Below are 24,091 nucleotides of genomic sequence, written 5' to 3'. Positions count from 1 at the left end.
GCGACCGTGTCGCCCGATCAGGACTCGCGCGGAACCGCGGTCTCTTCGGCGGGTTCGCCCTCGATCGCGAGGCGTGCGGCGGGGACGGTGGCGGCTTTCGCGGCCTGCGCGTCGAGCCGCGACTCCAGGTCTTCGGCGAGGAGGGGACGGTCGAAGAGGTAGCCCTGGCCGAGGGGGCAGCCGGCCTCTTCGACGAAGGCCAGCTGGTTCTCGGTCTCGACGCCTTCGGCGATCACGTCGAGGTTGAGGCGCTGACCGAGTTTCACGACGACGTCGGACAGCGGCGCCGAGCCGTCCTCGGCGCCGACGACGAGCGCACGGTCGATCTTGATGATGTCGACGGGCAGCCGGTGCAGCTGCCCGAGCGAGGAGTAGCCCGCGCCGAAGTCGTCGAGGGCGATGCGGACGCCGGTCGCGCGCAGCCCGAGGAGCTGGGCGACGAGCCGGTTGATGTCGTAGGCGACGTCGTGTTCGGTGATCTCGACGACGAGCTGGTTGGGCGGGACACCGCGCTCCACCAGCGATTGCGCGACCTCGACGGCGAAGTTCGGGGAGTGCAGCTGGCGCACCGAGACGTTGAGCGACACCCAGAGCAGGTGCCCGGCCGCGCGCCAGTCGCTGAGCCGGCCCGCCGTCTGCCGCAGCGACCAGGCGGTCAGTTCGTCGACGATCCCGGCGGTCTCGGCGGCCGGGATGAACTCGCTGGGCGGGACGATCCCGAGCACGGGGTGGGTCCAGCGCAGCAGGGCCTCGGCGCCGACGATCGCACGGTCGGGCAGCGACACGACCGGCTGGTAGACCAGGTGCAGCTCGTCGCGCTGCATGGCGCCGCGCAGTTCCTGTTCGAGGGTGGTGCGGCGGCGCACCATCTGCTCGAAGTCGGCGTCGTAGCGCTCGATGCGGTTCTTGCCCTTCTCCTTGGCGAAACGCAGGGCGAGGTCGGCGTTGCGCAGGAGCGTCTCGACGTCGTCGGCGGTGCCGCAGCCGGCGACGCCGATGCTGATCGACAGGAACACTCGCGAGCGCCCGCACTCGTAGGGCTCCGACAGGGCCGCCAGGAGCCGTTCGGCGATGTCGCCGGCGTCCTTGGCGCTGCACCACAGCAGGACGGCGAACTCGTCGCCGCCGAGGCGGGCGCCGAGGTCGGTGGGGCGGAGGTTGGCGCGCAGGCGTTCGGCGACCTCGACGAGGACCTCGTCACCGACGTCGTGGCCGTGCAGGTCGTTGACGTTCTTGAACTCGTCGAGGTCGATGGCCAGCATGGTGCAGGGGATTCCCGACCCGGCGACGTCGCTGTCGAGTTTGCGCAGCAGTTGCCTGCGGTTGGCCAGGCCGGTCAGCGGGTCGGCGTAGGCCATGCGCGCGAGTTCGCGTTCGAGCTGTTTGCGGTCGCCGACGTCGCGGGTGTGCACGACGAGGCCGCGGACCTGCGGTACCCCGCGGTGGTCGGCGACGGTCGACTCGGTGTCGCGCCATTCGCCGTCGCGGTCCTTGATCCGGCCGTCGAGGAGGACGCGTTCGCCGTCGAGGGCGCGGGTGAGCTGTTTGCGGACCGGCGCGGCGTCGTCGTCGTGGACGAGGTCGACGAAGGGGCGGCCGAGGACCTGGTTGCCCGACCAGCCCAGCTGCCAGTTCGACGACGGCGACTGCCAGCGGACCACGAAGTCGGAGTCGAGGACGGTGATGACCTCGGAGGAACCGGCGACGATGGACCGGAAGTAGGCCTCGCGGTCGGCGAGCTGCTCGGCGACCCGGCGCACGTCGAAGCGGGTCAGCACCTGGCGGCAGGTCAGCGCGGCGACGACGAAGACGGCCGCGATGACCGTGTCGAGTTTGAGCGGGCTCATGTCGGAGGCGTGGTAGATCGCGGCTCCGCCGGCGATCGCGGTCGGCACGAGGGTGACGACGAGTCCGATGTGCGGGATCGGGGGCGCCTTCGGCTTGCCGGGGTTGCGGACGGCGAGCCACACCGATCCGGTGACGAGCAGCGAGGAGAAGCCCCAGGTGAGGGCGTAGGCGCGGCACATGTTGAAGTTGTCGAGCTGGACGCCGACGCTCATCCCGGTCGCGGTGACCATGAAGCCGGACAGGCCGATCATCAGCAGGCCGTGGGCGCGCCGGTGCCCGGTGGCGCGGACGGCGGCGACGAAGCCGATGCCGACGACGACGGCCGCCGACAGCGCCGAGGCGAGGATCGCCGCGTACTCCCAGGTCGGCCGGGGATCGAGCGGATCCGGTCCGTGGTCGGCGAAGTAGAGCATCCAGGCGGTGAAGGCCAGGCAGGCCGCGACGATCAGGCCGTCGAGGGCGAGGCCGAGGCGGGGCGCGTTGCCGGTGACGCCGCCGGGGAGCCGCAGCAGGCCGGAGACGCAGAAACCGGCCGCGCCGACCGAGCCGAGCGCGATGAGCCAGGTTCCGTGGCCCTGGATGAGGACGGCGAGGCCGACCGAGAAGGCGGCGACCTCCAGGCCGATGGCGATGCGGCGGTAGGCCGAGCGGCCGGGGACGGTGTCACCGGCCATCCCGGTGAGGACACCGGCGACGGCGACGACCACCGCCACGGATGCCGAGCCGAGGCTGGGCATGCGTTTGGTGTCGTCGAAGAAGGCGAGTCCCACGGCGCTGAGCAGGGTCACGGCAAGGATGGCATGCCGCACGGGACCCATTAAGGTCTCGGCTCGCCACTCTCCCCAGGTGCGCCACACGACTTCTACTGTGCCCGATCTGATCTCGACGGTCGCCTCGTGCCGGTCGGTGGACCGTCGCTTGTGGACGAAACCAGCCGGCTCGGTCGCACGGCCACCTTAGAAATTAGCACCGAGGGGGTGGGTGGGGGTAAGGAGTGGTCCCGGGACGTCCGAAAGGCGACGCCGGGGACCACCGTCGAGGCGGGAGGCGGCTAGCAGCAGCCGGTGACGACGCAGACCCGGGCGCTGCAGTCCGGCTTGGTGTAGCAGTGCTTGCGCGTGTGCAGCCCCGGGCAGACGCCGCTGATGACACAGGGGTAGGTGTGCTCGGGCGGGCAGGCGGCGTGGGCGCGGGTGCGGCCGACGAGCCTGTCGAGAACCTTGTCGATGAGCTTCATGGGGAATTCCTCCAGTTCGCACGACGTAGCCGGGCAACGATCTTGTAGGGAAGATTCGTGGCTTTTCTCCGGCATGGTGATCGTGGCAGCGCTCCTACGCCCGGTCAACACGTCACCTCTCGGAAGAGCCCGAACAGTGCGCTCGTGTATGCGGTCCGGTATGCGCCGCCGGTCGCCCTGAACGCGGTGAGGCCCCGGCGGGAACCCGCCGGGGCCTCACTCGCTCGTCAGATCACGGCACCAGCCGGATCGCCCCGTCGCTCGCCGAGGTCGCCATCGACGCGTACGCCCGCAGCGCCGCGGTGACCGGACGGTCCCGGTTCACCGGCGTGTAGGGCCGCTCGCGCGCCTCCTCCTTGGCCCGGCGGTCGGCGAGCTCGTCGTCGCCCACCTCCAGGCGGATGGAGCGGGCGGCGATGTCGATGCTCACGACGTCACCGGGGTGGACCAGCGCGACCAGGCCGCCCGAGGCCGCCTCGGGCGAGATGTGGCCGATGGACAGTCCCGAGGTACCACCGGAGAAGCGGCCGTCGGTGATCAGCGCGCAGGCGCGGCCGAGGCCCTTGCCCTTGAGGAAGGACGTCGGGTGCAGCATCTCCTGCATACCGGGTCCGCCGCGCGGGCCCTCGTAGCGGATCACGACGACGTCGCCTTCGACGACCTCGTCGTTCATGATCGCCGCGGCGGCGTCGTCCTGCGACTCGTAGACCTTCGCCGGGCCGCTGAAGACGAGGCACTCGTCGGGGACGCCGGCGGTCTTGACCACGCAGCCGTCGGGCGCGATGTTGCCGAAGAGGACGGCGAGGCCGCCGTCGGCGGTGTAGGCGTGCTCGACGGAACGGATGCAGCCGTTGTCGGCCGAGGTGTCCAGGCTCTCCCAGCGGTTCTTCGTGGAGAACGGCTCGATGGTGCGGATCCCGCCGGGCGCGGCGTGGAACAGCTCGACGGCCTCCGGGCTGGCCTTGCCTCCGCGCACGTCCCAATCGTCGAGCCAGGCGCGCAGGCCGGTCGAGTGGACGCTGCGGACGTTGGTGTGGAGCAGGCCGCCCCGGTCGAGTTCGCCGAGGATGGCGGGGATGCCACCGGCGCGGTGGACGTCCTCCATGAAGTACTTCGGCGAGTTCGGCGCGACCTTCGCCACGCACGGAACCCGGCGCGAGATCGCGTCGATGTCGCTCACCCCGAAGTCGATCTCGGCTTCGCGGGCGGCGGCCAGCAGGTGCAGGATCGTGTTGGTCGAGCCGCCCATGGCCACGTCGAGGGCCATGGCGTTCTCGAAGGCCTCACGGGTGGCGATGTTGCGGGGCAGGACCGAGGTGTCGTCGTTGTCGTAGTAGGCGCGGCAGAGGTCCATGACGGTCGTCCCGGCGCGCTCGAAGAGTTCGCGGCGGAAGGCGTGGGTCGCCAGGGTCGTGCCGTTGCCCGGCAGGGACAGACCGATGGCCTCGGTGAGGCAGTTCATCGAGTTGGCGGTGAACATGCCCGAGCAGGAACCGCAGGTCGGGCAGGCCTCGCGCTCGATGATGCCGAGGCTCTCGTCGTCGACGGAGGCGTCGGCGGAGGCGACCATCGCGTCGACGAGGTCGAGGCGGGGTTTGACGACGCCGCTGACGGCGAAGGTCCGGCCGGCCTCCATCGGCCCGCCGGAGACGAAGACCGTCGGGATGTCCAGGCGCAGCGCGGCCAGGAGCATGCCGGGGGTGATCTTGTCGCAGTTGGAGATGCACACGAGGGCGTCGGCGCAGTGCGCGTTGACCATGTACTCGACGCTGTCGGCGATGAGTTCGCGGCTGGGCAGCGAGTAGAGCATGCCGCCGTGACCCATGGCGATGCCGTCGTCGACGGCGATGGTGTGGAACTCGCGCGACACTCCCCCGGCCTCACGGATCGCCTCGGCGACGATCTCACCGAGGTCCTTGAGGTGCACGTGGCCCGGTACGAACTGGGTGTAGCTGTTGGCGATGGCCACGATGGGCTTGCCGAAGTCGCCGTCGGTCAGCCCGGTCGCGCGCCACAGGGCGCGCGCCCCGGCCTGGTTGCGGCCGTGCGTCGAGGTGCGGGAGCGGAGTTGCGGCATGCGACCCAGTCTCCCACTTTCCACATCATGGGATTCGTTGCCCAAGGACTGAGTGACGCTTGCCGTAGATGAAGTAGATGATCACACCCGCGGCCATCCAGACCAGGAAGCGGATCCAGGTCAGCACCGTCAGGTTGATCATCAGCCAGGCGCAGGCCAGGATCGCCAGCACGGGCACCACCGGCACCCACGGGGTCCTGAAGCCGCGCGGCAGGTCGGGGCGGGTCCGGCGCAGGATCAGCACACCGGCCGAGACCAGCACGAAGGCGAACAGCGTGCCGACGTTGACCATCTCCTCCAGCCGGCCCGCCGGGAAGAACCCGGCCGCGACGGCGACGACCACGCCGACACCGATCGTGATCCGGACGGGCGTCCCGTGCTCGCCGGTCTTCGACCACGAACGCGGCAGCAGCCCGTCGCGGGCCATCGCGAAACCCACCCGGCTCTGGCCGAGCATCATCACCATGACCACCGTCGTCAGTCCGGCGAGCGCGCCGAGCGAGATGATCGTCGCCGCCCAGTCCGCGCCGTGCGCCTCGAAGGCCGTCGCGAGGGTCGCCTTGGAGCCGTCCGGACCGGTCTGGAGCTCGGAGAAGGGCACCATGCCGGTGACGACGAGCGCGGTGGCGACGTACAGGATCGTCACGATCACCAGGGAGCCGATGATGCCGCGCGGCAGGTTGCGCTGCGGGTCCTTGGTCTCCTCGGCGGTGGTGGCCACGACGTCGAAGCCGATGAAGGCGAAGAACACGATCGAGGCCCCGGCGAGCATCCCGAACACGCCGTAGGTGCTGCCGACGTCGCCGAACATCGACGACAGCAGCGACTGGTTGACCCCGCCGTGCCCGGCGGCCGGTTCGGCGGCTGGCGGGATGAACGGCGAGTAGTTCGTGGTGCTCACGTAGCCGATGCCGAGGATGATCACAAAGAGCACGACGGCGACCTTGATCGCCGTGATGACCTGGCTGACGCGCGAGGAAAGGCGCGTGCCGACCGCCAGCAGGACGGTCAGGACCGCCACGACCAGGATCGCGCCCCAGTCGACCTTGAAGCCGCCGATCGAGGTCGTCGACACGTCGGTGCCGAAGAGACTGAAGGTCTCCCCCAGGTAGGACGACCAGCCCTTGGCGACCACGGCCGCGGCCAGCGCGAACTCCAGGATCAGGTCCCAGCCGAGGATCCAGGCGACGAACTCGCCGAAGGTCGCGTAGGAGAAGGTGTAGGCGCTTCCCGCGACCGGGACGGTCGAGGCGAACTCGGCGTAGCAGAGGGCGGCCAGGCCGCAGGCGATCGCGGCGATGACGAAGGACAGCGAGACCGCCGGTCCGGTGATGTCCCCGGCGGTGCTGGCGGTGAGCGTGAAGATGCCGGCACCGATGACGACGGCGACACCGAAGACGATGACGTCCCAGACGCCGAGCTCCCGCCGGAGGCGATGACTCGGCTCCTCGGAGTCGGCGATGGACTGCTCGATGTTCTTCGTACGCCAGAGCTGGCTCGTCATGGTCACCTGCCCGTTCGTGGGGTCCTTCGAGGATTTTATCACATATCAACGCATTCCCGAGCGAACGCTGTCGGGGTGTCGGGACCGGGTACCCGACGTGGCGGCGTTCATGCATGCGCCCGTACAGGACGCGCCCGACCTCGACGGGCACGCACGACGAGGCCCCACCGCCCGGAAGCGATGGGGCCTCGAACGGCCTTCGGCGAACCGTCCACAGTGGCCTGTCTCCGGCCCTCGTGGACGATCCGTCCGCTCAGCCGCCGGCGACCGACGGCAGGATCTGCACCTCGGAGGTCTCCCCGACGGGCGTGTCGAGGCCGCCTGCACGGCGGCACTCCTCGCCGTCGACGTAGACGTTGACGTACCGGCGCAGCTCGCCCCGCTCGTCACGCAGCCTGCGGTCGATCCGGGGATGACGCTCGGCGAGGGCGTCGAGGACGTCGCGCAGGACGCCGCCGTCACCGAGTTCGACGCTCACCTTCGACTCCCCGGCGGCGTCGACCCGCAGCGCGCCCGGGATCAGCACCGACACGGCCATGCTCAGACCTCCGCGGCCCGGACGCACAGCACGTCCGGCAGGTGACCGACGACCTGGCGGTAGGAGTCGCCGTCGTCGGTGGAGACGAACACGTCGCCGACACGGGTCCCGACGTAGATGCCGGGCCGCTCGGCGGCGTCGGTGCACAGCGCGTCGCGCAGCACGATCCCGTAGTAGGGCTCGTCGAGGACGTCGTGCGCCGTCCAGCTCGCGCCGCCGTCCTCCGTGCGGTGCACCCGCAGGGTGCCGTCGACCGGGAAGCGGTTGTCGGAGAAGGCGACCGGCGCGTTGTAGGCCACGTTGGCGCGGCCGGGGTGCGCCAGGATCGAGAAGCCGAAGTCGGTGGGGAGCCCACCGGCGATGTCGTTCCAGGTGGCGCCGCCGTCGTCGCTGCGGTACACACCTCCGTGGTTCTGCAGGAAGACGCGCTCGGCGACCTGGGAGTCGCGCGAGACCTTGTGGATGCACTGCCCGTGGTCGGGGAACTGCTGACCCTCGGGCATGAACTCGGCCTTGATGCCGGTGTTCGACGCCGTCCAGCTCGCGCCGCGGTCGGTGGTGGAGTAGACCCCGCCGGTGGACATGGCGATCAGCATGCTCGCCGGGTCGGTGGGGTGCGGGACGATGGTGTGGATCGCGGGGCCGCCGGCGCCTTCGTTCCAGTCGGGTTTGTCGGCGTGCTCCCACAGCGGGCGGTTGAGTTCGTAGGTGCGGCCGCGGTCCTCCGACCGCCACAGCGCCCACGGTTCCGACCCGGCGTAGACGACGTCCTCCTCGGGGCCGAAGGCGAACTGCCAGGCCCGTTTGAAGCTCGCGTCGGTGTCGGCCGGGAACGCGATCGGGGCCGAGTCGTGCGACTCGTCCCAGTTCTTACCGAGGTCGTCGCTGAGGTAGACGCTCGGGCCGTAGTGGGCGCTGTCGGCGCTCACCAGCAGCCGCGGCGTCGAGCGCCTGGTGTCGATGCCGACGGCGTACACGCCGCTGACGGCGAAGATGGGGTTCGACACCTCCCAGTTCTCGCGGTCGGAGGATGTGGCCAGGAACAGGCCCTTGCCCGTGCCGATGGCCAGCAAATAGGTCATGATCACTCCTTTCGGCAGAAGTCCGCCATGACGCAAGCACGACGGTATGACAAAACAAGTGCCGGACGTGGCCGGACGGGCCGGGACGGCACTGTGGGACCATCGACGGCGTGACCACCGTGAACATCACCCCCTCGCGCATCCGCTTCCGCCACACCGGCGCGCTGTGGGTCGCCGCGATGCTCACCTTCGTCGGCGGTGTGCCGCTGGCGCTGTCGGAGTGGTGGCTGGCGCCGGTGCTCCTCATCCCCGTCGCCATCGCCGTGTGGGCCTGGCGTTCGGGCGTCGACGCAGGTGACGAGGGCATTCGCGTGCGCGGGCTGATCGGCAGCCGCAGATTCGCCTGGTCGGAGATCGAGGCCTTCGGCGTCGCCCGCCGGCAGGCCTTCGCGATCGTGGCGCAGGGCGTGCGCGTCCCGCTGCCCTCGGTCCGCCGCGAAGACCTCCCACGGCTCATCGCCGCCTCCGGCAGCGAACTCGTCGCCGCCGAGGACGAAGACGACGACACCGAGGACTAGCCCGTCCGGGTGACCTCCCCTCCGCCCCGCCCGCCGGAACCCGGCGAGGCAGTATGGGCGGCATGAAGATCTGGATCGCGCACGAAGAAGGCCTCGCCGAGATGGGCGCCGTCCCCGAGGGCGTCACCGTCGAGGTTTTCCCCGGCGGTGAGGCCGAGTTCCCTTCCGACCCTTCCGGGGTCGAGTTCTGGGTCCCGCCGTACATGGCCGAGCACGGCGCCACCGGCACACTCGCGCGGATGACGTCCCTGAAGGTCGTGCAGCTGATGTCGGCCGGCGCCGAGGTGTGGGAGCCGGTCGTGCCGGAGGGCGTGACCTTGTGCGATGCCAAGGGCGTCCACACCATCGCGACGGCCGAGTGGGTCCTGACGGCGATCCTGTCCCATCTGCGCCGTTTCCCGCATTTCGCCCGGGCTCAGGCCGAGGGCCGCTGGGATCGCCGTGAAGGCGAGTCCCTGTACGGCAAGAAGGTCCTCATCGTCGGCGCGGGCGACATCGGTGAGACGATCGCCCGCCGCGTGGAGTCCTTCGAGGCCGGGATCACCCGGGTCGCGCGGACCGCGCGCGACGGCGTGCACTCCGTCGACGAGCTGCCGGTACTGCTGCCCGAGGCCGACATCGTCGTCATCGTGGTACCGCTGACCGATGCGACGACGGGTCTCGTGGACGCCAAGTTCCTCGCCGCGATGAAGGACGGCGCGATGCTGGTGAACGTGGCGCGCGGGAAGGTCGCCGACACCGACGCGCTGCTGGCGGAGACGTCGAGCGGCCGCCTCAACGCGGCCCTGGACGTGACCGACCCGGAACCGCTCCCCGAGGGCCACCCGCTGTGGGCACTGGAGAACGTGCTGATCACCCCGCATGTGGGCGGCAACGTCCCCGGCATCACCGGCCGCGCGTACAAGCTCATCGGCGAACAGGTCCGCCGCTTCGCGGCGGGTGAGCCACTGGAGAACGTGGTCCGCGACGGCTACTAGGACGCGGATGCGGGCTGTGCCGCGCACCGCGGCGCAGCCCGCCGAAATGTGGCGGACGGCATCCCGCGCCTTCCCTGACTACTCTGGTCCCGTGACCTCACGGCCTGTCCGCTCCCGCGTCCTGCGCGCCGCCGCCGTCCTCGCCGCGGCCTCATTGCTGTCCGCCTGCGCGTTCGGCGATCCGCCCCCGAACGATCCCGGTGAGCCCCCGAACCTCCCGCAGCCTTCGCAGAGTGAGGGGCAGGAGAGCGCGGTCGCGGAGATCGTGGCGGACAACCTTGAGGTCCCGTGGGGGATCGCGTTCCTGCCGGACGGGACGGCGTTGTTCACCGAGCGGGACACCGCGAAGATCCGGTCGATCGGCACCGATGGCGCGGTGAGCGACGTGCAGACCGTCGACGAGGCCGAGCCGGCCGGTGAGGGCGGGTTGCTGGGCATCGCGGTGTCGCCGAAGTACGCCGAGGACGAGCTCGTCTTCATCTACTACACGGCGGCCGACGACAACCGCATCGCCAGGTTGAAGCTGGGCGGGACGCCGGAGCCGATCGTGACGGGGATCCCGAAGGGTTCCAACCACAACGGCGGCGGTCTCGGCTTCGGCCCGGACGGTTTCCTGTACGCCTCGGCCGGGGAGACCTATCACACCGAACTCGCGCAGGACAAGAAGAGCCTCGGCGGGAAGATCCTGCGGATGAAGCCCGACGGGAAACCCGCGCCGGGCAATCCCTTCGACTCGCTGGTGTACTCCTACGGCCACCGCAACGTGCAGGGTTTCGCCTGGGACGAGGCGAAGAACATGTACGCGATCGAGTTCGGCCAGGACACGTGGGACGAGCTGAACCTGATCGAGCCCGGCGGGAACTACGGTTGGCCCGAGGTGGAGGGCGTCGGCGGAGACGCGAAGTACGTCGATCCGCTGGTCACCTGGGCCACCGGCGACGCGTCCTGCTCGGGTGCGGCGATCACCGGGAACCTGCTGATCACGTCATGCCTGCGCGGTGAACGGTTGTGGCTGGTCACCCTCGACGGTGAGGGCGGCGTGACGGGCGAGCCGCAACCTGTGCTGGAGGGCCAGTTCGGTCGCCTGCGGGCGGCCGTCGCCGCTCCGGACGGATCGGTCTGGGTGAGCACGTCCAACAAGGACGGCCGGGGCGAACCGCAGGCCGGGGACGACAAGATCCTGCGCATAGTCGCGGGAAGTTCGGGTATCGGCAAGGCTTGAGTCTCCAGCGCGGAACGGGTGACGACGTGGACGAGGTGGGCGAGCACGACGGCGGACGACCGCGGTCGGCGGTGGCGCGTGTCCGCGGCAGCCGCCCGGCGCGGGCCGTGTCGGCGATGTTCGCGTGGCTCGGTTCGCTGATCGCGCGCCTGTGGCGCGGTGACCTGTCCCGGTGGGCGCGCGAGTTCGGCGAATGGCGTTACACGGCCTGGGAGCGCTTCAAGGCGGGCCCGGTCGCGGGCGGGCTGGCGGCCTTCGGCCGCGGCTGCCGACGGGCGTGGCGGTGGCTGCGCGGCAATCGGGCGGCGCGGCGGACCCTCGTCGGGCTGGCCGTGGTCGCCGTCGCGGTGTGCGGTTCGGTCCTCGGGGTGACACTCGCGGGGAAGGCGTCGATCCCGATCGGGCCGTTCCAGTCCTCCATGGAGGTCCAGCCGTCGGTCACGGGAGAGACGCGGGTGGCGTTGCCGCCGCTGGGTTCGCTGACCCTCGACAGCCACACCGGTCCCCTGAAACTCAACGTCAGCCTCGATTCGCTCGACCAGGCCCGCACACAGGCGCTGGTCGCCGACCCCGAAGGGCTGAGCAAGGCCAGTGAGACCGTCGCCGAGGACCTCATCACGGGCTTGATCTCGGTGGCGCTGCGGGCCGCCGCCGGCGCCGCGCTGGCCGGGCTGCTGCTCGGCGGCGTGCTGTTCCGTTCGGTGCGGCGGGCCGCGGTCTGCGGCGGGCTGTCGCTGGCGCTGACCATGGGCGTCGTCGGGCTCGCCGCGGCGACGCTGCGACCGCAGTCGATCGAGGAGCCGCGTTACGACGGGCTGCTGGCCAACGCGCCGGCCGTCGTCGGTGACGCGCGCCAGATCGCCGACCGCTACGAGGAGTACCGCGCGCAGCTCCAGCGGATGGTCACCAACGCCGCCCAGCTGTACACGACGGCGAGCACCCTGCCGACCTTCGATCCCGACCCCAACACCGTGCGCATCCTGCACGTCTCCGACCTGCACCTCAACCCGGCGGCCTGGTCGGTGATCGCCACGGTCGTCGAGCAGTTCCAGATCGAGGCCGTCGTCGACACCGGCGACATCACCGACTGGGGCACCGAGCAGGAGGCGAAGGCCTACACCTCGGCGATCGGGACACTGCCCGTCCCCTACATCTACATCCGCGGCAACCACGACTCGCAGGCCACCGCCAAGGCCGTCGCCGCGCAGAAGAACGCGATCGTCCTTGACGGCGACACCGTCACCGTCGGCGGCCTGACCTTCGCCGGGATCGGCGACCCGCGCTTCACGCCGGACAAGAGTTCCGCGCCGGGCGACCTGCGCGAGGAGCAGGTCATGTACAACTCCGGCGCCGAACTCGCCGACGTGATCGCCGACTCCGACACACCCGTCGACGTCGGGCTCGTGCACGACCCGGTATCGGCCGGGCCCCTCGCCGGGCTGACGCCGCTGGTCCTCGCCGGGCACCGGCACCAGCGCGAGGTGTCGATCCTGCCGGACTCGACGACCCGGCTCATGGTCGAGGGCTCGACCGGCGGGGCCGGGCTGCGCGGCCTCGAAGGCGACGACCCGACACCCCTGGAACTGTCGGTGCTGTACTTCGGCAAGGACGACCACGCGCTCCAGGCCTACGACGACATCACCCTCGGCGGAGCCGGGCAGACCGAGGTCACCCTGCAGCGCAACGTGATCGACGGGATCGCCGACGAGATCGAACCGCCCGCGGCGCCGTCGGACGTCCCGGACCCGTCGGCGAGCTGACTACTCTGGCGGTGATCAACTCCCCACCCCAGACCGGAGCCACCTTGCCGATCCAGATCACCGCGCTCACCGACCCCGAGCCGCGCCCCTCGTCCTTCCGCCTCGCCTGGCTGGCCGCCGGCACCGACGGCGCCCCCACCGGCTCGGCGTACCTGCGTCTCTTCACCCGCGAAGGCCAGGATCACCTCGCCGAACTCGACGTCGCCGTACACCCCGCCGAACGCCGCCGGGGCGTCGGCACGGCACTGCTCGAACGGGCCCTGGACGGCGCCCGCGGCGAAGCCCGCCGGTCGGTGACCGCCTCGGCCGAAGCCGACTCGGACGGCGCGGCCTTCCTCACCGCGCGCGGCGGCCGCAAGGTCCTGGCGATCACGTACGCGCGGCTCGCGCTCGCCGACGCCGACCTGCCCGCCATCGCCGCGCGGGCGGCGCGGCCCCACCCGGGCTACCGGCTGGTCTCCTGGGACGGGACGGTGTCCGACGAGCTCGCGCGGACCTTCGCCGACTCGCGCCGGGCGATGGACGACATGCCCATGGACGACACCGACTACGGCACGGTCGTGTGGGACGTGGCACGGGTCCGCGAGATCGCCGCGGCGATCGAGAAGCGCGGCGAGGTCCTGCACACCGTGGCCGCCGTCGCCGAGTCCGACGGGACGATCGCCGGTTTCACCGAGCTCGTCGTGGCCGGTGACGGCGAAGGCGACGGTCAGCACTACGGCACGGGCGTGCTGCCCGAGCATCGCGGGCACGGGCTCGGTTCGTGGATGAAGGCCGAGGCGATCCGGCTGGCACGTGAGGCGCACCCGAACCTGTCGGGCCTGCTGACCGACACCGCCGACAGCAACACGTACATGCGCGCGGTCAACGACCGGCTCGGCTACGCCCCGACCCACAAGACGGTGACGTACCAGTTCGACCTGTGACCGGCCGTCTCGCCCACCTGTGCGGGACGCTCTTCCGGCGCGCGGTCACCACGCCCCGCCCGGGTCAGTGCAGGACCGGGCGGGCCAGTTCCCCGCGCCGGAAGCGGAACGCGTCGGCGATCTTGGTGGGATAGCCGCGGAACAGCGGCAGCGCCGTCGCCTCCGCCTCGGTGAACCAGCCGAAGTCGAGGGTCTCGTGCGTCAGGCCCGGCTCGCCGCCGACGACCTCGCAGTGCACGACCGGGATGTACAGGTGCCAGGCCGGGCGGTGGTCGTAGATGAGCCGGTTGTCGTAGAGGCCGATGAGCGCGCGGGGCTCGACCCTCAGGCCCGTCTCCTCGAAGCACTCGCGGACGGCCGCCTCGGAAGGCGACTCCCCCACGTCGCAGATCCCGCCGGGCATGCACCACGTCGCCGAACCGTCGGCACGCTGCACGAGCAGCAGACGGTCACGGTCGTCGAAGACCGCGGCGTCGGCGGCGGTGTTCGGCGTGCGCAGACCGACCGCGCCCCGGTACTCCTCGGTGATCCGTGCGGCCGTGCGGGGATCGGCCAGCGTCAGCAACTCCGCCGATATCTCCAGCAGCCGCTCGAAGCGGGCCTTGTCGTAGGGATCCCCGGCGAAGTGGAGCCCGTTGGCCGCGAGGGCCCGAACCTCGGCGGACAGTTCGGCGAGCGCGCGGCCCGGGTCTGCGGTCATCTCGTCTCCCATGCGGTGAAGACGCGACGACCGGCCGCGCGGGTTGCGCGGCCGGTCGTCGGGTGCGGACTAGGAGAGGCGGGCGATGACCAGTTCGCGGACGGCCTTGGCGTCGGCCTGTCCCCTGGTGGCCTTCATGACCGCGCCGATGAGGACGCCGGCGGCGGCGTGGTTGCCGCCGCGGATCTTCTCGGCGACGGCGGGGTTGGCGGCGATGGCGTCGTCGATGGCGGCGGTCAGCGCGCCGGTGTCGGACACGACTTCGAGGCCGCGCGCGGCGACGACCTCGGCCGGGCCGCCCTCACCGGCGAGGACGCCTTCGATGACGGTGCGGGCGATCTTGTCGGTGACCTTCCCGCCGTCGACGAGGGACTGCAGTTCGGCGACCTGGGCGGGCGTGATCGGGAGTTCGGCGAGTTCGGTGCCGGTCTCGTTGGCGCGGCGGGACAGTTCGCCGAGCCACCACTTGCGGGCCGATTCGGAGCTCGCGCCGGCGGCGATGGTCCGCTCGATCAGCGGGATCGCGCCGGCGTTGATGACCGAGGCCATGTCGTGGTCGGAGAGCTTCCAGTCGGCCTGGAGGCGCTTGCGGTGGACGCGCGGGAGTTCCGGCATCGCGGCCTTGAGCTCGGCGACCCACGCCGGGTCGGGCGCGATCGGCGTCAGGTCGGGCTCGGGGAAGTAGCGGTAGTCGGTCGCGGTCTCCTTGCTGCGCCCGGAGGTGGTGTCGCCGGAGTCCTCGTGGAAGTGGCGGGTCTCCTGGACGATGCGGCCGCCGTCGTCGAGGATGGATGCCTGGCGCAGCATCTCGCTGCGGACGGCGCGTTCGACGCTGCGCAGGGAGTTGACGTTCTTGGTCTCCGAGCGGGTGCCCCATTCCGCGCCGGGCTTGTTCAGGGAGAGGTTGACGTCGCAGCGCAGGGAGCCCTGCTCCATGCGCACGTCGGACACGCCGAGGGAGCGGATGACGTCGCGCAGTTCGGCGACGTAGGCGCGGGCGACCTCGGGTGCGAGCGCGCCGGTCCCGGCGACGGGCTTGGTGACGATCTCGACGAGCGGGATCCCGGCCCGGTTGTAGTCCACGAGGGATTCGGTGGCGCCGTGGATGCGGCCGGTGGAGCCGCCGACGTGGAGGCTCTTGCCGGTGTCCTCTTCGAGGTGCACGCGCTCGATCGGGATGCGGAAGGGAATCGGACCGTCAGCGCCCGGGACTTCGATGTCCAGGTAGCCCTCACCGCACAGCGGTTCGTCGTACTGCGAGGTCTGGAAGTTCTTGGGCATGTCGGGGTAGAAGTAGTTCTTGCGCGCGAAGCGGCACCACTCGGCGATGTCGCAGTTGAGCGCGAGCCCGATGCGGATCGTGGCCTCGATCGCGGCGGCGTTGGCCACCGGGAGGCTTCCGGGCAGCCCGAGGCAGACCGGGCACACCTGGGTATTGGGGTCGGCGCCGAACTCGGTGCGGCACCCGCAGAACATCTTCGTGCGGGTACCCAGCTCCACGTGCGTCTCCAGCCCGATGACGGGCTCGTAGCGGGAGACGACGTCGTCGTACGACGGCAGGGTGCTGGTGCTCATCTTCGGCCTTCCGGTGAGTTGCAACGCGTCGCGGTTCCAGCCGACCCCGCGCGCGCGGCGAGACCACCGGGGGCTCACCCCCGCGCGTGCGGGGAGGACAAGGAGCCCCCAGCCTAATTAGCCGGGTTTCTGCTCGCCCTGCTGGGGCGCGCACTCCTGCCTGGAGGCGGCCTCCAGCTCGGTGAGGAGGGCCAGCAGGTCACGCTGCTTGCCGTCGGGGAGCGTCGTGAAGATCTCCTCGGCGCCTTCGCGGCGGAGCTGGCGGAGTTCGTCGGCGCGGCGGGCGCCTTCGGGGTTGACCGAGACGCGGATGGAGCGGCGGTCGTCGGGGTCGGGGTTGCGTTCGACGTAGCCGCCGTCGACGAGCATGTCGACGATGTCGCCGGCCGAGCGGGCGCCGATGTCGAGTTTGCGCGCGAGGTCGACGATGCGCAGCGGGCCGTGGAAGTCGATGATGCGCAGGGCACGTGCCTGGGAGGCGGTCATGCCGGTCGGCGCCAGCTGTTTGTTCGCGCGGTGCCGGACCCGCCGCCCCAGCCGGAAGAAGAGGTGGGTGAGATCGCCGATCACGTCCTCTTCGACGTGCGGCTGCGTTGCGTCTGTGGTCGGCATCGCTGGCTCCTGTGGTGGGTCTGGGCCGAGAGTACGGGATGGGTGGTGGCGGGCCCGACGGTGACAGCCGGTGCGTTGTACGCCACGCCCTATTGCGAGGTTACCTCGTAAAGAGCTAAGCTCCTAGTCATGACAGCAGACATCACAAAGCCCAGCGGAGCGAAATCCGCACGCAGCCCGGGACAGCTGCGCCGCATAGCGCGGCTGTTCATCCCGTACCGGGGCCGCCTGGCCCTCATGCTCCTCATCATCGCGGTCACCTCAGCGTTCACCGCGGTCTCCCCATTCCTTCTCCAGCAGATCCTCGACGTCGCCATCCCCGAGGCGAACGTCCGTCTGCTCACGTGGCTCACCATCGCCACCCTCATCGTCACCGTCGCCGGCGCGGCGGGCAACGTCCTCCAGTCCTGGATCGCCAACATCGTCGGCCAGCGCGTCATGCACGATCTGCGCGTCAGCGTGTACGACCGGCTGTCGCGGATGTCACTGGGCTTCTTCACCCGCACCCGCACCGGTGAGGTCCAGTCGCGCATCAACAACGACATCGGCGGCGTCGACTCGGTGGTCACCAACACCGTCGGCAACCTCGTCGGCGACACCACGACCCTCATCGCGGCCGTCGCCGCGATGCTCCTGCTCGACTGGCGCCTGGCCCTGATGTGCCTGGCGACGATCCCGCTGTTCGTGTGGATCGCCCGCAGCGTCGGCAAGCAGCGCCGCGCGCTGGCCGCCCGCCGCCAGGAGCAGCTCGCCGACGTGACCTCGCTCGTCGAGGAGTCCATGTCGGTCTCGGGCATCCTGCTCGGCAAGACCCTCGGCCGCGGACCCGCCCAGGTCCGGCGCTTCACCGGCGAATCGGCCCGCCTCGCCGAGCTGGAGGTCAACACCCAGCTCGCCGGCCGGTGGCGCTTCGCCAGCATCCAGGTCTTCTTCGGGGTCATCCCCGCCCTGGTCTACTTCGCCGCCGGACTGGCCGCCGCCTCCGGGGACGCGCTGGTCTCGATCGGTACCCTCGTCGCCTTCACCACCGTCCAGGTCCGGATGTTCCGGCCGCTGATGTCGCTGATGTCGGCGGGCGTGCAGCTGCAGAGCTCCATGGCCCTGTTCACCCGCATCTTCGGCTACCTCGACCTGCACATCGACATCACCGAGAAGGCCGCGCCGAAGACCCTCGGCGAGGTGCGCGGCGAGGTCCGCTTCGACCACGTCGGCTTCGCCTACCGCGAGGAGAGCCCGACACTGCGCGACATCGACCTGACCGTCGCGCCCGGCACGAGCATGGCCGTCGTCGGCGCCACCGGCTCGGGCAAGACCACCCTCGGCTACCTCGTGGCCCGTCTCTACGACGTCACCGAAGGCACGGTCACCATCGACGGCGTCGACGTCCGCGACCTGTCCTTCGAGAGCCTCACCGACACCGTCGGCGTCGTCTCCCAGGAGACCCACCTGTTCCACGCGACCGTCGCCGAGAACCTCCGCTTCGCCAAGCCCGACGCCACCGACGCCGAGCTGGAGACCGCCGCCCGCGCCGCCCGCATCCACGAGCACATCGCCTCCCTGCCCGAGGGCTACGACACCGTCGTCGGCGAGCGCGGCTACCGCTTCTCCGGTGGCGAGAAGCAGCGGCTGGCCATCGCCCGGATGGTGCTGCGCAACCCGCCGGTGCTGGTGCTGGACGAGGCGACGAGCGCGCTCGACACCCGGACCGAGCAGGAGGTCCAGGCCGCCCTGGACGCCCTCGCCGAGGGCCGGACGACGATCGCGATCGCGCACCGGCTGTCCACGATCCGCGACGCCGACCAGATCGTCGTCCTCGACGGCGGCCGTGTCGCCGAGCGCGGGACGCACGCCGAACTGGTCGCGCTGGGCGGGAAGTACGCCGACCTGCTGGCGCAGGACGCGATCGAGGACTGGGCCGGTGACGTGGAGGAGCCGGTCGCGGGCTGAGCCCGCGGCGGCCCGCCGTCCGCTGAGACGCCCGAACGTCACGCGGACCGCGACGCCTCGCCCCGCCCCGCCCCGCCCCGCCCCGCCCCGCCCCGCCCCGAGTGTGATCTCCGTTCACCTCCCACCCGTCACCTCCCGCGCGCGTCGCGGGTTACCGTTTCCTCCCATCCGTGTCCCGAGGAGACGACATGCAGGAGTTCACCACCGCCTGGACCGCACTCGGCGAAGGCCGCTCGGCCTACGTCGCCACGCCCGCCGAGTCGCGCGGGACGGTCCTGGTCGCGGCCGAGATCTTCGGCGTGAGCGGGCATGTCCGGGACATGTGCGATGGCCTCGCCCGCGAAGGCTTCACCGCCGTCGCCCCGGACTTCTACTGGCGCGACGGGACGCGACTCGAATTCGGCTACGACGACGCCGGCCGCACCGAGGCCATGGCCCACATGCGCCGCCTCGACCGCGACGGCGTCCTCGCCGACCTCGCCGCCGCGCGCACGCTCGCCGGCGACACGGTTCCGGCCATCGTCGGTTTCAGCCTCGGCGGGCACATCGCCCTCCTCGCGGCCACGGAAGCGCCCTACGCCCTCGCCGTCGACTTCTACGGCGGCTGGACCATCGACGGCGGCGTCCCCCTCGCCGAGCCCGCACCGCCGTTGGCCGAGGCCGCCTCCATCGCCGCCCTCGGCACGCCCGTCCTGCTGCTCGCCGGCGCCGAGGACCACCTCATCGGCGACGACGAGTGGGAGCGCATCGGGCGGCGCCTGACCAACTACGGCGTCTCCCACGAGCGCGTCCGCTACGCCGGGATCAAGCACGGTTTCATGTGCGCCGAGCGCCCCGAATGGGACGAGGCCATCGCCCACGACGCGTGGCAGCGCATGACCGACACCCTGCGCAAGCGCCTGGGCTGAACGCGATGACGTCGGACAAGCGCACCTGGCGGACCGTCGACGGCGTCCGGATCGAAGGCACCCGGCGTCCGGTGTTCGTCGACAACGGTGGCGCCCACCTCCTCACCGACCTCACGATCTACGCCGACGGCGTCATCGACTGCCAGTCGGCGCACCTCGACCTCGACGGCCTGGCCGCCGCACTGGAATCCGGCCGCGTCGCCATCGCCCCTCCCCCGGGCTCCACGGTGTCGATCCACCACCTCGCGACCTGGACATGCGGCGAGACGCGCGCCGTCGTGACACCCGCGACCCTGCTCGCCGAGATCGCCGACGAGATCGACCGCCTCAACGGGCGGCCCGGCTCCCGCGAACGCTGCGAAGCCGCGGCCCACGCGTGGGCCGCCGACCCGGGCGAAGCCGAACGCCTCGCCCTGCGCGAGGCGTTCCTCGCCGTACCCGAACACAGGCGCCGGTACTTCGGCGCCCGGCTCTGGCACTACCTCTCGGCCATCACCCCGGTCGGAGAGGAGGCCGAATGCGACGGAACGCGCAGCCTCATCACCGGCGAACGCAGGGACAAGGCCAGGAAGTCCTTCGCCGAACAGGCCGCCGGACACCGGGCATCGCAGCGGGACACACCCGCCGACGGGCCGAGAGAACCCGCCTCCGCACCCATCGGAACCGGCGAGGCGGCGACCTGGGCCCTCCAGATCGACCACCCCGCACCGATCCACTACCGCGGCCGCGACTACCGCAGCGTCGCCCACGCCTACTGGGCCCTGTCCACCCCCGACCCCGCCGCCCACGACCGCATCGCCGCCGCCGAGAAGGGCTACGACGCGCACCGGCTCGCCAAACACGCCCCGCTGCGCCCCGGATGGCCCGAGGCACGACTGGCCGTCATGGCCGAACTGCTCCGCGCGAAATTCAACACGCACCCGGCGCTCGCCGAGATCCTGCGCGCGACCGGCGACGCGCGCATCGTCCACCACGGCCTCGAAGGCGCCCACTGGACCTCGGAGGGCACCAACTGGATCGGCCGCCTCCACGAGCTCCTTCGAGCCGAGCTCAGACTCCGCGAAGGACTGCGCTGAGCGGATAGGCCAGCGGCGAGACGGGCTCGCGCTCGCCGTGCCTGCCGTGCAGGTGATGTTTGTAGGCGCGTTGCGCGACGACCATTTCGGGGGCGATGAACAGCTCGTCGATGAGCGGGATGCCGACCGCCAGCGTGTCGGGAACGCCCGGGGGCAGGATCTCGTCGAGGAGCAGGATCCAGCCCGACGCGGGGGTGCCCTCGTCCTCGTCCTGGTCGCGGGCCTCGGCGACCAGCGCGCGGGCCGGGCGCTTGACGCCGTCGCGGTCGCGGGCGGTCAACTCGCGCTTGTGCCAGATCGGCGGGTCCTGCCGCCGCAACCGCGCGCGAACCGCCTCCAGCAGCTCTTCGGCCGAGACGCCCCAGGCCTCGACGACGGCGTTCGACACCCAGGTGCGCAGCTGGTCGGTGACGTCGTTCTCCGGGGCGAGGACGGTGAAACCGACGTGGAGGTTCTCGGCGAAGGGAACGGAGTAGGGGTCGTCGGGATGAAGGTCGTAGCCCTCCCTGGGGATGAACATCTCGTGCGGCTTGGTCTGGAGCCACGGTTCGATCGTCTCGGCGGCCCCGGCGAACCCGGCCTCGATCATCCACTCGCGCTGCGGGTCGTTGTTGACCAGCAGGCTGATCTCGCTGTCGCAGACGCCCGGCCACTCCTCGCGAGGGGTGCCGGCGAGCCGGTCGGCGAGACCGCCCAGGTCGAAGTAGTGGATGTCGACGGGCTGGCCCGAGGCGAGTTCGACACCCCCGTCGATGGACTGCTCCTCGGCGCCGTAGGCGTACAGGGTCGAGCGGACGGCCTCCTCGAAGGCCTCCCAGTCCGCGGGGGTGAACGACGAGCGGTCCGGGGCGGCGGGCGATTCATCCGACATGGTCGGCGAGGTTAGCCGATCAATGCGACAGAAAAGCCGCCCGGGCGTGCGCCCGGGCGGCTTCGCGAGTTCACACCGGCTCAGCGAGCGGGCGCGACCAGCGCGGCCTGAGTCGTCTCGAACGCGGCGGCGACCTTGTACATCACGTCGTCGCGCATCGTCGGGGCCATGACCTGCATACCGACCGGCAGGCCCTCCGACAGTCCACAGGGGACGGAGATGGCCGGGCCGCCGTAGAGGTTCGACGGGATCGTGTACAGGTCGGCCAGGTACATCTGCACCGGGTCGCCGGTGCGCGAGCCGAAGGGGAACGCGACGAACGGCGTCGTCGGCGAGACCAGGGCGTCGACCTGCTCGAAGGCCGCGGTGAAGTCGCGGTTGATGAGCGTGCGGACCTTCTGCGCCTGACCGTAGTACTCGTCGACGTAACCCGACGACAGGGCGTAGGTGCCCAGGATGATCCGGCGCTTGACCTCGGCGCCGAAACCGGCCTCACGGGTGAGGGCCATGACCTCTTCGAGGGAGCGCTGGCCGTCGTCGCCGACGCGCAGACCATAGCGGACACCGTCGAAACGCGCGAGGTTCGAGGAACACTCGCTCGGGGAGATCAGGTAGTAGGCCGGCAGCGCGTAGGAGAAGTGCGGGCAGGAGACCTCGACGACCTCCGCGCCCAGCTTCACCAGCGCGTCGACGCCCGACTGGTAGGCCGCGATGACGCCGGGCTCGGCGCCCTCGGTCGTGCCGAACTCGCGGACGACGCCGATGCGCATGCCCGACAGGTCACCGCGGGCGCCCTCCCGGGCCGCCTCGACGACCGGCGGGACCGGCTGCGGGATCGAGGTCGAGTCGCGGCGGTCGTGCCCGGCGATGACCTCGTGCAGCAGCGCCGCGTCGAGGACGTTGCGGGCGAACGGGCCGGGCGTGTCCAGCGAGGACGAGAAGGCGATGAGGCCGTAGCGGCTGGTGCCGCCGTAGGTCGGCTTCGACCCGACCGTGCCGGTCACCGCGCCCGGCTGACGGATCGAGCCGCCGGTGTCGGTGCCGATGGACAGGGGCGCCAGCCCCGCCGCGACCGCCGCCGCGCTGCCACCCGACGAGCCGCCGGGGATGCGGTCGAGGTCCCAGGGGTTGCGCGTGGGGCCGTAGGCGGAGTACTCGGTCGACGAGCCCATGGCGAACTCGTCCATGTTCGTCTTGCCGAGGATGACCGTCCCGGCGGCCTTGAGCCGCTCGACGACGGTCGCGTCGTAGGGCGGAAGCCACCCTTCGAGGATCTTCGAGGCGGCCGTCGTCGGCACGCCCTTCGTCGCCATGACGTCCTTCACCGCGACGGGCACGCCCGCCAGCGGACCGAGCTCCTCGCCCGCCGCCCGCGCCGCATCGACCGCGGCGGCCGCCGCACGGGCACCGTCGGCGTCGATGTGCAGGAACGCGTGGACGTCACCGTCTTCGGCGGCGATCTTGTCGAGGTACCGATCGGCGACCTCGACCGCCGAAACGCTCCCGTCGGCGATCAGCGCGGCGATCTCACTCGCGCTCAGCTTCGTCACATCACTCATCGGGTGCTACTCCTCCTCGTCCAGGATGCGCGGCACCCGGAAACGGTCCTCGGCGGAATCCGGCGCGGCCGCGAGCACGGCGTCACGCCCCAACGAAGGCTCCGGCTCATCGGCCCGAAGCACGTTCGTCAACGGCACCGAATGCGAGGTGGGCGGAATATCATCGGCGGCCACCTCACCGATCCGAGCCACGGACTGCAGGATGCCGTCCAGCTGCCCGGCGAACCGGTCGAGCTCGTCCTCGGTCACGGCAAGCCGCGCGAGCCGCGCCAAGTGCGCTACCTCGTCACGGGAGATGGCAGACATCGGTGGTCCCCTTGGGTGATGGTTTGCGGTTGGGGTGAGTTTATGGGGAGGGGACGGTGGGGGTGGGGGTGGGGGCGAGAGGGGGGTGGGTGGGGTGAGGGCGAGCGGGGGGTGAGGGCGAGCGAAGCGAAGGCGTGGGGGCGAGCGCGAGCGAAGCGAAGACGCGGGAGGCAAGCACGAGCGAAGCGAAGCCGTGGGGGGGCGAGCGCGAGCGAAGCCGCGGGAGGCGAGCGCGAGCGAAGCCGTGGGGGGCGAGCGCGAGCGAAGCCGCGGGAGGCGAGCGCGAGCGAAGCCGCGGGAGGCGAGCGCGAGCGAAGCGAAGACGCGGGAGGCGAGCGCGAGCGAAGCGAAGACGCGGGAGGCAAGCACGAGCGAAGCGAAGGTGTGGGGGCGGAGTGGGACGTGTGGACTCGTAGGGCTGGTGGGGCGCGGCGAGCGAAGCGAGCACGTGAGCGAGTGGGTGCGAGCAGGCTCCGTGGTGGTGAGTGGTGGCGCGGCGAGCGAAGCGAGCACGCGCGGGCGGGGGTGAGAGCGTGCGAGCTGCGTGGGACGGGGTGGTGAGGCAGGCGTGAGCGGCGTGAGCGGCGTGGGTGGCGCGGCGAGCGAAGCGAGCACGCGCGAATCCACCCCCTGGAGTGCGCGAGTCACGAGCCTCCCCACCGAAGACCAAGCACCTCCCCCAGTTCGCCGCTCGCGCTCGCCCCTCACGGTGTCGTGCGTCCACGCGAGGCAGTGAGGGATCGCACGGACGGTGAGACCCACGGAGTCCCGGGTCCAGGGACGGAGTCCCTGGTGGGGTCTGGGGCGAAGCCCCAGCGGGGGTCTCGGGGGCGGAGCCCCGGAGTGGG

20 protein-coding genes are annotated in these 24,091 nt (G+C 71.1%); 8 read left to right on the top strand and 12 right to left on the bottom strand.

Going from position 1 to position 24,091, the window contains the following annotated elements; all coding sequences use genetic code 11:
- Window positions 1-17: 17 nt before the first annotated feature.
- The 6 genes from HNR73_RS11950 to HNR73_RS11925 form a co-directional block, all read right to left on the bottom strand.
- A complete protein-coding gene (locus HNR73_RS11950) occupies window positions 18-2,636 on the bottom strand; it encodes a putative bifunctional diguanylate cyclase/phosphodiesterase (protein WP_184787470.1) in 2,619 nt (872 codons plus the stop codon).
- A 263-nt stretch (window positions 2,637-2,899) separates the two neighbouring features.
- Window positions 2,900-3,085, bottom strand: a complete 186-nt coding sequence (locus HNR73_RS11945; protein ID WP_184787469.1) for a hypothetical protein — start codon at window positions 3,083-3,085, stop codon at window positions 2,900-2,902.
- Between the two features lie 232 nt (window positions 3,086-3,317).
- A complete protein-coding gene (gene ilvD / locus HNR73_RS11940; protein WP_184787468.1) occupies window positions 3,318-5,162 on the bottom strand; it encodes a dihydroxy-acid dehydratase in 1,845 nt (614 codons plus the stop codon).
- 25 nt (window positions 5,163-5,187) lie between these two features.
- The gene (locus tag HNR73_RS11935) at window positions 5,188-6,666 is read right to left on the bottom strand and encodes an amino acid permease (RefSeq protein WP_184787467.1); all 1,479 of its coding nucleotides are present in this window, start codon (window positions 6,664-6,666) and stop codon (window positions 5,188-5,190) included.
- Window positions 6,667-6,919: 253 nt separating this feature from the next.
- On the bottom strand, window positions 6,920-7,204 hold the full coding sequence (locus HNR73_RS11930) for a ubiquitin-like small modifier protein 1 (protein WP_184787466.1): 285 nt from the start codon (window positions 7,202-7,204) through the stop codon (window positions 6,920-6,922).
- Between the two features lie 2 nt (window positions 7,205-7,206).
- Window positions 7,207-8,286, bottom strand: a complete 1,080-nt coding sequence (locus HNR73_RS11925) for a WD40/YVTN/BNR-like repeat-containing protein (protein ID WP_184787465.1) — start codon at window positions 8,284-8,286, stop codon at window positions 7,207-7,209.
- Window positions 8,287-8,396: 110 nt separating this feature from the next.
- Between HNR73_RS11925 and HNR73_RS11920 the strand changes: the two genes are divergently transcribed.
- The 5 genes from HNR73_RS11920 (at window position 8,397) to HNR73_RS11900 (ending at window position 13,689) form a co-directional block, all read left to right on the top strand.
- Window positions 8,397-8,804, top strand: a complete 408-nt coding sequence (locus HNR73_RS11920; RefSeq protein ID WP_239122422.1) for a PH domain-containing protein — start codon at window positions 8,397-8,399, stop codon at window positions 8,802-8,804.
- A 62-nt stretch (window positions 8,805-8,866) separates the two neighbouring features.
- Window positions 8,867-9,781 (top strand): 2-hydroxyacid dehydrogenase, encoded by a 915-nt coding sequence (locus HNR73_RS11915; RefSeq protein ID WP_184787464.1) that lies wholly within the window; start codon window positions 8,867-8,869, stop codon window positions 9,779-9,781.
- 91 nt (window positions 9,782-9,872) lie between these two features.
- Entirely contained in the window at window positions 9,873-11,003 is a 1,131-nt protein-coding gene (locus HNR73_RS11910; RefSeq protein ID WP_239122423.1) for a PQQ-dependent sugar dehydrogenase, read from the top strand.
- On the top strand, window positions 11,000-12,763 hold the full coding sequence (locus tag HNR73_RS11905; protein WP_184787463.1) for a metallophosphoesterase family protein: 1,764 nt from the start codon (window positions 11,000-11,002) through the stop codon (window positions 12,761-12,763). The genes HNR73_RS11910 and HNR73_RS11905 overlap by 4 nt, the downstream gene beginning before the upstream one ends.
- Window positions 12,764-12,774: 11 nt before the next feature.
- Entirely contained in the window at window positions 12,775-13,689 is a 915-nt protein-coding gene (locus HNR73_RS11900) for a GNAT family N-acetyltransferase (protein ID WP_221330876.1), read from the top strand.
- A gap of 64 nt (window positions 13,690-13,753) precedes the next feature.
- Here the strand turns inward: HNR73_RS11900 and HNR73_RS11895 are convergent, their stop codons facing one another.
- The 3 genes from HNR73_RS11895 to HNR73_RS11885 all read right to left on the bottom strand — a co-directional run bounded on the left by HNR73_RS11895 (window position 13,754) and on the right by HNR73_RS11885 (window position 16,576).
- Entirely contained in the window at window positions 13,754-14,389 is a 636-nt protein-coding gene (locus HNR73_RS11895; protein WP_184787462.1) for an NUDIX hydrolase N-terminal domain-containing protein, read from the bottom strand.
- A gap of 69 nt (window positions 14,390-14,458) precedes the next feature.
- Window positions 14,459-15,964 carry an Asp-tRNA(Asn)/Glu-tRNA(Gln) amidotransferase subunit GatB gene (gene gatB / locus HNR73_RS11890; protein WP_184787461.1) on the bottom strand — a complete coding sequence of 502 codons (1,506 nt, stop codon included), beginning with the start codon at window positions 15,962-15,964 and terminating at the stop codon, window positions 14,459-14,461.
- A 117-nt stretch (window positions 15,965-16,081) separates the two neighbouring features.
- The gene (locus tag HNR73_RS11885; protein WP_184787460.1) at window positions 16,082-16,576 is read right to left on the bottom strand and encodes a MarR family winged helix-turn-helix transcriptional regulator; all 495 of its coding nucleotides are present in this window, start codon (window positions 16,574-16,576) and stop codon (window positions 16,082-16,084) included.
- A gap of 129 nt (window positions 16,577-16,705) precedes the next feature.
- On the opposite strand from HNR73_RS11885, the gene HNR73_RS11880 reads away from it, so the two are divergent.
- The 3 genes from HNR73_RS11880 to HNR73_RS11870 all read left to right on the top strand — a co-directional run bounded on the left by HNR73_RS11880 (window position 16,706) and on the right by HNR73_RS11870 (window position 20,507).
- Complete coding sequence (locus HNR73_RS11880) at window positions 16,706-18,523, top strand: ABC transporter ATP-binding protein (RefSeq protein WP_184787459.1); 1,818 nt, start codon at window positions 16,706-16,708, stop codon at window positions 18,521-18,523.
- A gap of 188 nt (window positions 18,524-18,711) precedes the next feature.
- The gene (locus HNR73_RS11875) at window positions 18,712-19,431 is read left to right on the top strand and encodes a dienelactone hydrolase family protein (protein WP_184787458.1); all 720 of its coding nucleotides are present in this window, start codon (window positions 18,712-18,714) and stop codon (window positions 19,429-19,431) included.
- Window positions 19,432-19,436: 5 nt separating this feature from the next.
- Window positions 19,437-20,507 carry an NADAR family protein gene (locus tag HNR73_RS11870; protein WP_184787457.1) on the top strand — a complete coding sequence of 357 codons (1,071 nt, stop codon included), beginning with the start codon at window positions 19,437-19,439 and terminating at the stop codon, window positions 20,505-20,507.
- On the opposite strand, the gene HNR73_RS11865 is transcribed toward HNR73_RS11870, so the two are convergent.
- From HNR73_RS11865 to gatC, 3 genes are all read right to left on the bottom strand, one after another.
- Complete coding sequence (locus HNR73_RS11865) at window positions 20,482-21,378, bottom strand: DUF1444 domain-containing protein (RefSeq protein WP_184787456.1); 897 nt, start codon at window positions 21,376-21,378, stop codon at window positions 20,482-20,484. The genes HNR73_RS11870 and HNR73_RS11865 overlap by 26 nt on opposite strands.
- A gap of 80 nt (window positions 21,379-21,458) precedes the next feature.
- Window positions 21,459-22,937, bottom strand: a complete 1,479-nt coding sequence (gene gatA, locus HNR73_RS11860; RefSeq protein WP_184787455.1) for an Asp-tRNA(Asn)/Glu-tRNA(Gln) amidotransferase subunit GatA — start codon at window positions 22,935-22,937, stop codon at window positions 21,459-21,461.
- Window positions 22,938-22,943: 6 nt separating this feature from the next.
- Complete coding sequence (gene gatC, locus HNR73_RS11855; protein ID WP_184787454.1) at window positions 22,944-23,243, bottom strand: Asp-tRNA(Asn)/Glu-tRNA(Gln) amidotransferase subunit GatC; 300 nt, start codon at window positions 23,241-23,243, stop codon at window positions 22,944-22,946.
- Between the last annotated feature and the right edge of the window lie 848 nt (window positions 23,244-24,091).

The organism is Phytomonospora endophytica (assembly GCF_014202425.1).
GTDB lineage: Bacteria > Actinomycetota > Actinomycetes > Mycobacteriales > Micromonosporaceae > Phytomonospora > Phytomonospora endophytica.
The sequence above is the reverse complement of the archived record's forward strand: the minus strand, read 5'-3'. Positions and strand labels throughout refer to the sequence as shown.

Coding starts and splice junctions, on each gene's coding strand:
- HNR73_RS11945 (WP_184787469.1), bottom strand. CDS start 3,085: ATGAAGCTCATCGACAAGGTTCTCGACAGGCTCGTCGGCCGCACCCGC.
- ilvD (WP_184787468.1), bottom strand. CDS start 5,162: ATGCCGCAACTCCGCTCCCGCACCTCGACGCACGGCCGCAACCAGGCC.
- HNR73_RS11935 (WP_184787467.1), bottom strand. CDS start 6,666: ATGACGAGCCAGCTCTGGCGTACGAAGAACATCGAGCAGTCCATCGCC.
- HNR73_RS11930 (WP_184787466.1), bottom strand. CDS start 7,204: ATGGCCGTGTCGGTGCTGATCCCGGGCGCGCTGCGGGTCGACGCCGCC.
- HNR73_RS11925 (WP_184787465.1), bottom strand. CDS start 8,286: ATGACCTATTTGCTGGCCATCGGCACGGGCAAGGGCCTGTTCCTGGCC.
- HNR73_RS11915 (WP_184787464.1), top strand. CDS start 8,867: ATGAAGATCTGGATCGCGCACGAAGAAGGCCTCGCCGAGATGGGCGCC.
- HNR73_RS11895 (WP_184787462.1), bottom strand. CDS start 14,389: ATGACCGCAGACCCGGGCCGCGCGCTCGCCGAACTGTCCGCCGAGGTT.
- gatB (WP_184787461.1), bottom strand. CDS start 15,964: ATGAGCACCAGCACCCTGCCGTCGTACGACGACGTCGTCTCCCGCTAC.
- HNR73_RS11885 (WP_184787460.1), bottom strand. CDS start 16,576: ATGCCGACCACAGACGCAACGCAGCCGCACGTCGAAGAGGACGTGATC.
- HNR73_RS11880 (WP_184787459.1), top strand. CDS start 16,706: ATGACAGCAGACATCACAAAGCCCAGCGGAGCGAAATCCGCACGCAGC.
- HNR73_RS11875 (WP_184787458.1), top strand. CDS start 18,712: ATGCAGGAGTTCACCACCGCCTGGACCGCACTCGGCGAAGGCCGCTCG.
- HNR73_RS11870 (WP_184787457.1), top strand. CDS start 19,437: ATGACGTCGGACAAGCGCACCTGGCGGACCGTCGACGGCGTCCGGATC.
- HNR73_RS11865 (WP_184787456.1), bottom strand. CDS start 21,378: ATGTCGGATGAATCGCCCGCCGCCCCGGACCGCTCGTCGTTCACCCCC.
- gatA (WP_184787455.1), bottom strand. CDS start 22,937: ATGAGTGATGTGACGAAGCTGAGCGCGAGTGAGATCGCCGCGCTGATC.
- gatC (WP_184787454.1), bottom strand. CDS start 23,243: ATGTCTGCCATCTCCCGTGACGAGGTAGCGCACTTGGCGCGGCTCGCG.